General features: G+C 69.2%; 10 protein-coding genes. 1 reads left to right on the forward strand and 9 read right to left on the reverse strand.

The window, feature by feature from the left end:
• Nucleotides 1-234: 234 nt before the first annotated feature.
• On the forward strand, nucleotides 235-1,452 hold the full coding sequence (locus AV521_RS44665) for a DUF5667 domain-containing protein (RefSeq protein WP_076097668.1): 1,218 nt from the start codon (nucleotides 235-237) through the stop codon (nucleotides 1,450-1,452).
• A gap of 80 nt (nucleotides 1,453-1,532) precedes the next feature.
• On the opposite strand, the gene AV521_RS44670 is transcribed toward AV521_RS44665, so the two are convergent.
• The 9 genes from AV521_RS44670 to AV521_RS44710 all read right to left on the reverse strand — a co-directional run bounded on the left by AV521_RS44670 (nucleotide 1,533) and on the right by AV521_RS44710 (nucleotide 9,333).
• Complete coding sequence (locus AV521_RS44670; protein ID WP_076097670.1) at nucleotides 1,533-2,597, reverse strand: lysophospholipid acyltransferase family protein; 1,065 nt, start codon at nucleotides 2,595-2,597, stop codon at nucleotides 1,533-1,535.
• A 15-nt stretch (nucleotides 2,598-2,612) separates the two neighbouring features.
• Nucleotides 2,613-3,674, reverse strand: a complete 1,062-nt coding sequence (locus AV521_RS44675) for an NAD-dependent epimerase/dehydratase family protein (RefSeq protein ID WP_076097671.1) — start codon at nucleotides 3,672-3,674, stop codon at nucleotides 2,613-2,615.
• Nucleotides 3,675-3,909: 235 nt separating this feature from the next.
• A complete protein-coding gene (locus AV521_RS44680; RefSeq protein WP_003948845.1) occupies nucleotides 3,910-4,008 on the reverse strand; it encodes a 30S ribosomal protein bS22 in 99 nt (32 codons plus the stop codon).
• A gap of 136 nt (nucleotides 4,009-4,144) precedes the next feature.
• Complete coding sequence (locus tag AV521_RS44685; protein WP_158727370.1) at nucleotides 4,145-4,357, reverse strand: helix-turn-helix domain-containing protein; 213 nt, start codon at nucleotides 4,355-4,357, stop codon at nucleotides 4,145-4,147.
• A 129-nt stretch (nucleotides 4,358-4,486) separates the two neighbouring features.
• Nucleotides 4,487-5,302 carry a phosphatase gene (locus AV521_RS44690; protein WP_076097673.1) on the reverse strand — a complete coding sequence of 272 codons (816 nt, stop codon included), beginning with the start codon at nucleotides 5,300-5,302 and terminating at the stop codon, nucleotides 4,487-4,489.
• Between the two features lie 103 nt (nucleotides 5,303-5,405).
• Nucleotides 5,406-6,578, reverse strand: coding sequence for an acetoin utilization protein AcuC (locus tag AV521_RS44695; RefSeq protein ID WP_076097681.1), 1,173 nt, complete (start codon nucleotides 6,576-6,578; stop codon nucleotides 5,406-5,408).
• Complete coding sequence (locus AV521_RS44700; protein ID WP_076097675.1) at nucleotides 6,529-7,740, reverse strand: MFS transporter; 1,212 nt, start codon at nucleotides 7,738-7,740, stop codon at nucleotides 6,529-6,531. The genes AV521_RS44695 and AV521_RS44700 overlap by 50 nt, the downstream gene beginning before the upstream one ends.
• A 93-nt stretch (nucleotides 7,741-7,833) precedes the next feature.
• The gene (locus AV521_RS44705) at nucleotides 7,834-8,595 is read right to left on the reverse strand and encodes a VC0807 family protein (RefSeq protein ID WP_076097677.1); all 762 of its coding nucleotides are present in this window, start codon (nucleotides 8,593-8,595) and stop codon (nucleotides 7,834-7,836) included.
• A 93-nt stretch (nucleotides 8,596-8,688) separates the two neighbouring features.
• Complete coding sequence (locus AV521_RS44710; protein WP_076097682.1) at nucleotides 8,689-9,333, reverse strand: HAD family phosphatase; 645 nt, start codon at nucleotides 9,331-9,333, stop codon at nucleotides 8,689-8,691.
• Nucleotides 9,334-9,424: the final 91 nt, after the last annotated feature.

The raw sequence follows: 9,424 nt of genomic DNA on the forward strand, positions 1-9,424 counted from the left end.
CCCCACTACACATGGCGACGTCCAACTCACGTTCTGTGAAAGCTCGTTGCCTTTCCGATCCGGTCATCCGCCGTCCGTAACCCAAGTGCCGCGCCAGTCGTTGTGCGGGATACAGGCTCCCTGTGGTCACGTCTGGCCGACCCTGATCACTCGATCGTGTGGAAGTGGTCGCGGGCGTGCAACCCTCAGGACCCCCTGGGGAGTCGACCGTGATGACGAGAGGAGGTGCCGCCAGTGATCGCGAACGTATCGGCACACCGGCGGGCGAACGCCTTCGCCCAGGCCCTGGATGAGCTGTCCGACCGGGACACGGCGGCCGAGCAGTCCGTAAGCCCGGCGGGTTGCCCGCCGACCGCCGAGGAGCAGACCGAGCGGGGCGAACTCCTCGCCCTCGCCGGGGACCTCGGCGCGCTGCCCAAACCGCAGCTCGACCCCGAGGTCAAGGTCGTGCAGCGCGCCCAACTGGTGGCCGCGATGGAGGCCATGCTTCAGGAGGGCACCGGGGCGGCGGACGCATCGGTACCCAGACAGAAGGGCGCGCACCGGGCGAGCCCGATGACCAAACTCCGCCCGCGTTCCCGGCTGACCAAGGGTCTCGCCGCGGGCGGGCTCAGCGTCGGTGTGGCCGCCGGAGCCTTCGGCGGGGTCGCCGCCGCCAGCTCCGACGCCCTGCCAGGCGACTCGCTGTACGGCCTCAAACGCGGCATCGAGGACTTCAAGCTCAACTATCTGAGCGAGGGCGTCGACCAGCGTGGCCAGACCTACCTCGACCAGGCCTCCACCCGGCTCAGCGAGGCCCGTCGGCTGATGGAGCGGGGCCGCAGCGGCCACCTCGACCACGAGTCCATCGGCGAGATCCGCCGCACGCTCTCCGGCATGCAGCGCGACGTCACCGAAGGCCACCGCCTGCTCCACGAGGCCTATGAGGCCGACCCCGGCTCACTCGGCCCGATCCAGGCCCTGTCCACGTTCTCCCGCGCCCACCGCGAGGCCTGGAGCGTGCTCAGCGGCAAGCTGCCCGTGCAGCTCGGGGACGTCAAACAGCAGGTGTCGTCGGTGTTCGACGCCATAGACCAGGAGGTCGCCCCGCTGCAGTCCCTGCTCCCGCAGTCGCCCGCCCAGGGCGGCGACGGCAAGCACCAGGGCTCCGGCCCGGAGTCCACCGGCACCTCCGGCGGCCACCGGTCGCCCCCGCCCAGCGCCACCGGCCACACCCCGTCCTCCGGCAAGCACACGAGCACCGGCGACCCGAGCGGCACGGCCAACGGCAGCAGCGGCGTGGGCCTCATCGGCGGCGACACGGGCGGCCTGCTCGAACCACCGAAGACCGGCCCCGGCAGCAGCACCCCGTCCACCACCAAACCCCCGTCCACCACCCCGGACGTCACCATCCCACCCCTGCTCCCGGGCCTGCTGCCAGGCCTGGGCATCGAGGGCGAGGACACGCACTGACGCCGATACGCGTGTGACGGTGGGGGCACCCTTCCCGAGCGGGGTGCCCCCACCGTCACACGCGCAGTCGTACACCGGTGTCAGAAGAACACCGACCGTCGCTGCACCAACAGCTTGTACAGCGTGTGCTGGATCTGCTCCCGTACCTGATCGGTCAGGTTGAACATCAGCATCGGATCCTCGGCGGCCTCCGCCGGATACCCGTCCGTCGGAATCGGCTCACCGAACTGAATCGTCCACTTGGTCGGCAGCGGAACCGCACCGAGCGGCCCCAGCCACGGGAACGTAGGCGTCAACGGGAAGTACGGAAAGCCCAGCAGCCGCGCCAGCGTCTTCGCGTTGCCGAGCATCGGGTAGATCTCCTCCGCCCCGACGATCGAGCACGGAATGATCGGCGTCCCCTGCCGCAGGGCCGTGGAGACGAAGCCGCCCCGGCCGAACCGCTGCAGCTTGTACCGCTCGCTGAAAGGTTTCCCGATGCCCTTGAAGCCCTCCGGCATCACCCCGACCAGCTCCCCCTGACCCAGCAGCCGCTCCGCGTCCTCCGCGCACGCCAGGGTGTGCCCCAGCTTGCGGGCCAGCTCGTTGACCACCGGGAGCACGAAGACCAAGTCGGCCGCGAGCAGCCTCAGATGCCGGTCGGCCGGATGGCGGTCGTGCACCGCCACCTGCATCATCAGCCCGTCCAGCGGCAGCGTCCCCGAGTGGTTGGCGACGATCAGCGCCCCGCCCTCGGCCGGGATGTTCTCGATGCCCTTCACCTCGACCCGGAAGTACTTCTCGTACACCGGCCGCAGCAGCGACATCAGGACCTGGTCGGTCAGCTCCTCGTCGAAACCGAAGTCGTCGACGTCGTAGTCCCCGGTGAGCCGGCGCCGCAGAAAGGCCAGCCCGGCCGCCACACGCTTCTCCAGGCCGCTGCCCGGCCCGTCGGCACCCGACCGCTCCAGCGGCTCCTCCTCACGGCTCACAGGCCCATCTTCCTGCGCCCGGACCCGGCCCGGCAGCGGCTGGACCTCACCCAGCTCCCCGGTCTCGCCGAGGGAGCCGCGCCGGCTGCCCGTGCTCCGGCGCCGCGCCGGGCGCTGTGCGGCGCCCCCGCGGGACCGGTCGTCGTCGAACGGAATGACCTTGGCGTCCGCCATCGTGTGCCGCTCTCCTCAGTTGGCGCTGTGCGTCGTGGTCCGGCCGCCGCCCCTCGCGGCCAGCGCGGCGATCCGGTCGACGGCCCCCGCGAGGGCCTCCGGCGGCACCAGCCCGGGGCCCTGGCCGCGGGCGAAGTCCGTGAACGTCTCCGCCGTCGTGTACCTGGGCGTGAAGCCCAGCGTCTCGCGCATCTGGACCGTGTCCACCACGCGCCCGTGCGTGAGCAGCCGGATCTGCTCCGGCGAGAAGTCCGTCATACCGAGCGTACGCACCAGCGAACCCGCCCAGGTGACGGCGGGCAGCAGCAGCGGCACGGTCGGCCGCCCGAGCCGCCGGGAGCACTGCGAGAGCAGCAGCACGCCGTCCCCGGCGATGTTGAACGTGCCGCTGTTGAGGGTGCCCCGGCGCGGCTCGTGCGAGGCGATCCTGAGCACCTCGACGACGTCGTCCTCGTGCACGAACTGCAGCCGCGGGTCGTAGCCGAAGACGGTCGGCAGCACCGGCAGCGCGAAGTACGAGGCGAGCGGGGTGTCCGCGGCCGGCCCAAGGATGTTGGCGAACCGCAGCACGCACACCGCGACGTCCGGACGCCGCCGGGCGAACCCGCGCACATACCCCTCGACCTCGACGGTGTCCTTGGCGAAGCCGCCGCTCGGCAGCGACTTGGGCGGGGTCGTCTCGGTGAAAACGGCCGGATCGCGCGGTGCGGAGCCGTAGACGTTCGTACTGGACTTCACCACCAGCCGCTGCACGATCGGCGACTTCTGGCAGGCGCCGAGCAGCTGCATGGTGCCGATGACGTTGGTCTCCTTGACCGTGGCCCGGCTGCCGCTGCCCAGCGCCGTGCCCGTCACATCCATGTGGACGACCGTGTCGGCGCCCGTCTCCGCGAGCACCCGCGCTATCGTCGGCAGCCGGATGTCGGCCTGGATGAAGTCCGCCCCGCCCAGATGGTGCGCCGGCGGCACCGCGTCCACGGCGATCACCCGGTCGACCTCCGGATCCCGCTGGATCCGCCGTACGAACCGGCCGCCCAGCTGCCGGGCCACTCCGGTGACGAGCACGACCTTCCCCAAGATCAGCGCCTTCCTTCTCGCGTTCCCGCGTTAACCGTGTCCCGCGTGTTCGCCCTGTGCGGCCAACTTAGCGGGTTGATGTTGCGCTGTGATGACCACCCGATGCACGAAGTGACGGAAATTCACTGATCGGAATATGCCGGGTACGACCGTGCGGGTACCCGGATATGCCTGTGGCCTCCCATCAGTACCGATGGGAGGCCACAGACAGCGCTGACACGCTCTCGCGCGCCGCTTACTTCTTGTTGCGACGCTGAACGCGCGTGCGCTTGAGCAGCTTGCGGTGCTTCTTCTTGGCCATCCGCTTGCGCCGCTTCTTGATAACAGAGCCCACGACTACCCTCGCTCACTTCTCATCACTCGGTTGTTTGGGCGCCATGGGCCCACACGACCTACGAGGGGCTAGCCTACCCAACCGAGCGCCCAGGTCGTAATCGAGGGGGTACCCCGGGGTAACCCGGGGGTCGCCGTCAGGCCGTCTCCACCCCCACATAGCTGTCACGGAGGTACTCGTGTACCGCTTGTTCCGGGACGCGGAAGGACCGCCCCACCCGGATCGCGGGCAGATGACCGCTGTGCACCAGGCGGTACACGGTCATCTTCGACACTCGCATCACCGAGGCGACTTCCGCCACGGTAAGGAACTGAACCTCGTTCAGAGGCCTCTCGCCAGCTGCACCCATGACACACCTGAACCTTCCGCACTCGACGGCCACCGGCTTCCCCTTCCGGTGACTCTTCGTCGTTGCGTGCTCACTCCCCAATGTAGGGGCGGGTGATGCAAGTGGGGAAGAGGTGCACCCATCGCAGGCCTACTGTGACAGACATGCTCGTTTGAGTACGTAGCGGGTAAGCGGCCGGTAGTGAGCAGACCGCACTGCGTCATCAACCGGAACGGCGACGGACACACGCCCCTCCGCCTCCCCCACGAACAGCGCCGGATCATCCGTGTCGGCCAGACCGATGGCCTCGAACCCCAGCTGACCAGCACCGCAGACCCAGCCATGGTCCCCCACGACCAGCTCGGGCAACGGCCCGCCGCTCTCCGCCGCGGCCTCCAGGGCGACCCGAACCGGCAGCGGTGAATGACAGTGCACGCCCGGCTCACAACCGGGGCGCCCACCGTCGGTTTCCCGCACCAACCCGACTCCTCGTGCGTAGTCCACCGCACACGTACGTAGACCGAACCGGGTCAATATGTCGACACAGCGACCCTGCGCGGGTGTGAGCACGTCACACCCCGCCGCCGAGAGCGCGTCCGCGAGTCCGGCGTAGAACCCGAGCAGCCGCTGCGGATGCCCGGTCCCGAACAGCACCGGCGCGCCCCGCCTGGCCGCCTCCCCGATCCGCCCCGCGAACGCGTCCAGCGCCGCCAACGTCAGCTCCGGATCGATCACATCCGGTCCCGAAATGTGCCGGGGATCGGCCGAAACACCACACTTCTCCGCCATGAGCCGCAGTAAATCCCGCTGCCCCCAGGCCCCTTCAGGATCGATCCCGATCAACACCCGGGGATCCCGGGCGGCGAAGAGCCGATAACTCCGCAGACTGTCCTCCCGAGAGGTCCCCACCTCCCCGGCAAGCCGAACAGCCAGCAGATGCGCGCGTAGAGCTCCGCTGGTCGACACGGATGCGATGGTGACGCATCGGGGGTGGGGTGCGGGGAGAAACCGGGGGAATTGCGCACAGTTGGCGTAATGCGTGCCGTCGGCTTCGCAGCGCCGTCCCGCGCTACGGCAGCAGCCCCCGCAACGGAAACACGGCCCGCCGAGTAGCCAGCACGGCCTGATCCAAGCGATCAGCGGGGTCGTACCCGGCCTCCCACGACGCCCAACTCACCGGCCACCGCCCATCAGTCATCCGCTGCGGCCCCAACTGCCGGGTCCGGGCGAACACCTCCTGACGCCACCCCTCAGGAATCACCGTCTCCGGCACCACCGGCCGTCCCGCCACGATCCCCACCAGATGCGTCCACGACCGAGGCACGACATCCACGACCGCGTACCCCCCGCCCCCCAGCGCGACCCACTTCCCCTCGGCGCACTCGTGCGCCAGCTCATGACACGCCACCTGCACGGCCCGCTGCGCATCCAGCGAAACGGCAAGGTGCGCGAGCGGATCCTCGAAGTGCGTGTCAGCCCCGTGCTGCGACACCAGCACCTGCGGCCGGAACTCCGCGAGCAGCTCCGGCACCACCGAGTGGAACGCCCGTACCCACCCCGCGTCCCCGGTCCCGGCCGGCAACGCCACATTCACGGCGGAGCCTTCCCCGGCCCCGGCCCCGACCTCCTCCGGCCACCCGGTCTGCGGGAACAACGTACGGGGATGCTCGTGCAGCGAGATCGTCAGAACCCGCGGATCCTCCCAGAACGCCGCCTGCACCCCGTCCCCGTGATGCACGTCGACATCCACATAGGCGACCCGCTCGGCCCCCAGCTCCAGCAGCCGGGCGATGGCCAGCGAGGCGTCGTTGTAGATACAGAACCCCGACGCACCCCCCGGCATCGCGTGATGCAGCCCGCCCGCGAAGTTCACGGCGTGCTCGGCATCCCCCCGCCACACCGCCTCCGCCGCCCCCACCGACTGCCCGGCGATCAACGCGGACACCTCGTGCATCCCGGCGAACGCGGGATCATCGACCGTGCCGAGCCCGTACTCCCCCCGCGCCCCCGCCGGATCGGCCGACGCGGCCTTCACCGCGTCGATGTAGTCCTCCCGGTGGACCAGCCGCAGCGTCGACTCCCCGGCCGGCTTGGCCGCGACGACCTCCACCTCCCGGTCGAGCCCGAAGGCACCCACCAGTTTCCGGGTCAGCGCCAGCCGGACCGGATCCATCGGATGGTCCGGGCCGAAGTCATAGCCCGTTACTGCCTCGTCCCACATCAGCTGTGCGCGGCCGCTCATGCCCGCCACCGTATCGGTCCGGTTGAGCGGCGAACGATCTGGCGTACACCAACGTCACCAGCACCAACACCATCGGCACAAGCATCGCCCCCCGATAGCTCCAGGCATCACCCAGAGCCCCCACCAACGGCGAACCGACCAGAAAACCCACGTAATTGAAAATATTGAGCCGCGCGATGGCCGCATCCGAAGCCCCCGGAAAGAGTCGCCCCGCGGCCGCGAACGTCTGCGGCACCAGCACGCACAACCCCAGCCCCAGCAGAGTGAACCCGAGCATCCCGACCCACGCGCCGGGCGCCGAGGCCACCACCGCGAACCCACCGGCCGCCACCAGCGTCCCGAGCCGTACGACCGCCACCGCCCCGAACCGCCGCACCCCGAAGTCCCCGATGGTCCGCCCCAGCAGCGTGGTCACCATGTACACGTTGTACGGCACGGTCGCCAGCTGCTCCGAGCTGCCCAGCACGTCCTTCAGATACTTCGCGCTCCAGTTGGAGACCGTCGAGTCCCCGATATAGGCGAAGGTCATCACCAGACAGAGCGGCAGCAGCAACTTGAAGACAACACCTGCGCCGTCGCCCTGCTCCTCCCCCAAGGGCGCCGGATCGCCGTCGACGTACCACCGGCTGCCCACCAGCGTCGCCGGCAGCAGCACGACCACCACCGGCAGATACGACACCCACAGCGCGAGATGCCAGTGCGCCCCGACCCACGCCAGCGACGCGCCCAGAATCCCGCCCAGGCTGTACGCGGCATGAAAGCTGAGCATGATGCTGCGCCCGTACGACCGCTGCAGGCTCACCCCGAGCATGTTCATGGAGGCGTCCAGCGCGCCCACGGCCAGCCCGAACGTGCCCAGCGCCACCGCCAGCTCGGCGATCCGCCCACCCGCACCGGCACCGAGCAGCGCCAGCAGGACCACCGGCTGGGACCAGCGCAGCAGCCGGCTGGGCCGTATTCGCTTCACCAACTGCTCGGTGGTCACACTGCCGACCCCGGCGAGGATCGGTACGGCGGCCAGGAAGACCGGCAGCAGCGCGTCGGAGACGCCGTACCGGTCCTGAATGGCCGGGATGCGTGTCACCAACAACGCGAAGGTGGCGCCCTGAGCGAAGAAGCTGAACGCCAGCGAGGCCCTGCCGCGCCGCAGCACATCAGTCATGGCGGCGAGCGTAGGGCCCCGGGCTACCTGTGGGTAGATCCAGCCAAAGATGAATTTCCCTCAGGTTCACTGATCGGAAGGTCGAGCCGCGAGTCAGACGGCAGCGGACGCGGCGGCCCCGACCTCTGCGACGTTGCCGGCCTCTGCCATGGCCTGAGCTTCAGCTTCGGCCTCGGCCTTGAGCATCTTCTCCATCGGCTCGATGGCCAGGCCACCGCCGACGAGCATGCCGATTCCGATCGCGCCGACCAGGAAGACCGTGCCCAGCCAGACCATGGTGTCCACGGGGAGCGTGTAGGCGCCCACGACCCGCGCGATGCACTCGGCGAGCAGTGCCACGCCCCAGACGACGGAATAGGCCCGCTCCTTGCGCAGGAAGGCCGCCGACTGGTCCGCCGCCCCGGAGGTCAGCCGTGCCCAGGCGGCCTCCTTGGCCTCATCGGCCTTGACCAGGAAGGGCTTCAGACCGGCGGTCATCATCGGCCTGCCCATCCCCACGGAGAGCAGGATCCCGATGGCGACGGTGCTGCTGACCGCGCCGTCCTTGGCGAGCATCAGCCGCGGATCACCCGACAGGAAGGTCAGCAGCAGCGAGACGACGTTGACGACCAGGATCAGCCCGGCCAGCGCGTTCGCCTTCCGTTGCGTCACCAGGCTCCACAGGGTCCGCAGCGCCGGCACCACACTGCTCCAGGCGAGCGCCGCGAAGGTACTCGTCCCGAAGCCGTCCTTGAGGAGGTAGTACGAGCCGAGCGGCACCGCCACATCCAGGACCAGCGGCATGAAGTTGTCCAGCACGCTCGGGTTCTGCTTCTGCTGCTCGGTCCGGCCCTGGGCCCCCGTGTTCTTCGTCATGCCCTTAGCTTCGCCGCCACAGGCGGTCCGCCAGTAGAAACGATCATCCGGAGGTGCGTATGACAATTGTCAGACCGGGACCGGTGCCTCAGGTCATACCAGCAGGTCAGCCAACTCACCCATGGTGACGAAGAGTTGATCGGCTCCCGTCAGCTTCGCCGCCGGCGTCATCGCGGTGAACCCGTAGACAGTCATCCCGGCCGCCACGGCCGCCTGCACACCCAGCGGAGAATCCTCCACGACCAGGCACCGCTCCGGCGCCACCCCCATCCGCTCCGCGGCGTAAAGGAAGAGATCGGGCGCAGGCTTGCCCCGCCCCACGTCCTCGGAGCTGAAGATCCGCTCCTCCGCGAACCACCGGTCGAGCCCGGTCGTGCGATGCCCGACCCGGATCCGCGCATGGCTCCCGGACGAGCCCACGCAGTACGGCACCCCGTCCGCGGCCAGCTTCTCCAGTACGCCGCTCACGCCGGCCACTGGCTGCAACTCCCGCTCGAACGCGGCGAACACGCGCGCGTGGAAGACATCGTCGAAGTCGTCCGGCAACCGCTGCCCCGTCCGCTCCAGCACCAGGTCATGGATCCGATGCATCGCCGAGCCCATGTAGTCCCGAATGGCGCCCTCGTACGAGGTCGGGTGCCCCAACTCGGTGAGATAGGCGGCCAGGAGACGGTTGGAGATGGGCTCGCTGTCGACGAGCACACCGTCGTTGTCGAAGATCACCAGGTCATAGCGCATATATTTGAGCATAAACGCAGAAAGGCCCACGCCGGATGGCGTGGGCCTTTCTCAATTTTTGTTCGGCGGTGTCCTACTCTCCCACAGGGTC

This window comes from Streptomyces sp. IMTB 2501 (assembly GCF_001953885.1).
Lineage (GTDB): Bacteria > Actinomycetota > Actinomycetes > Streptomycetales > Streptomycetaceae > Streptomyces.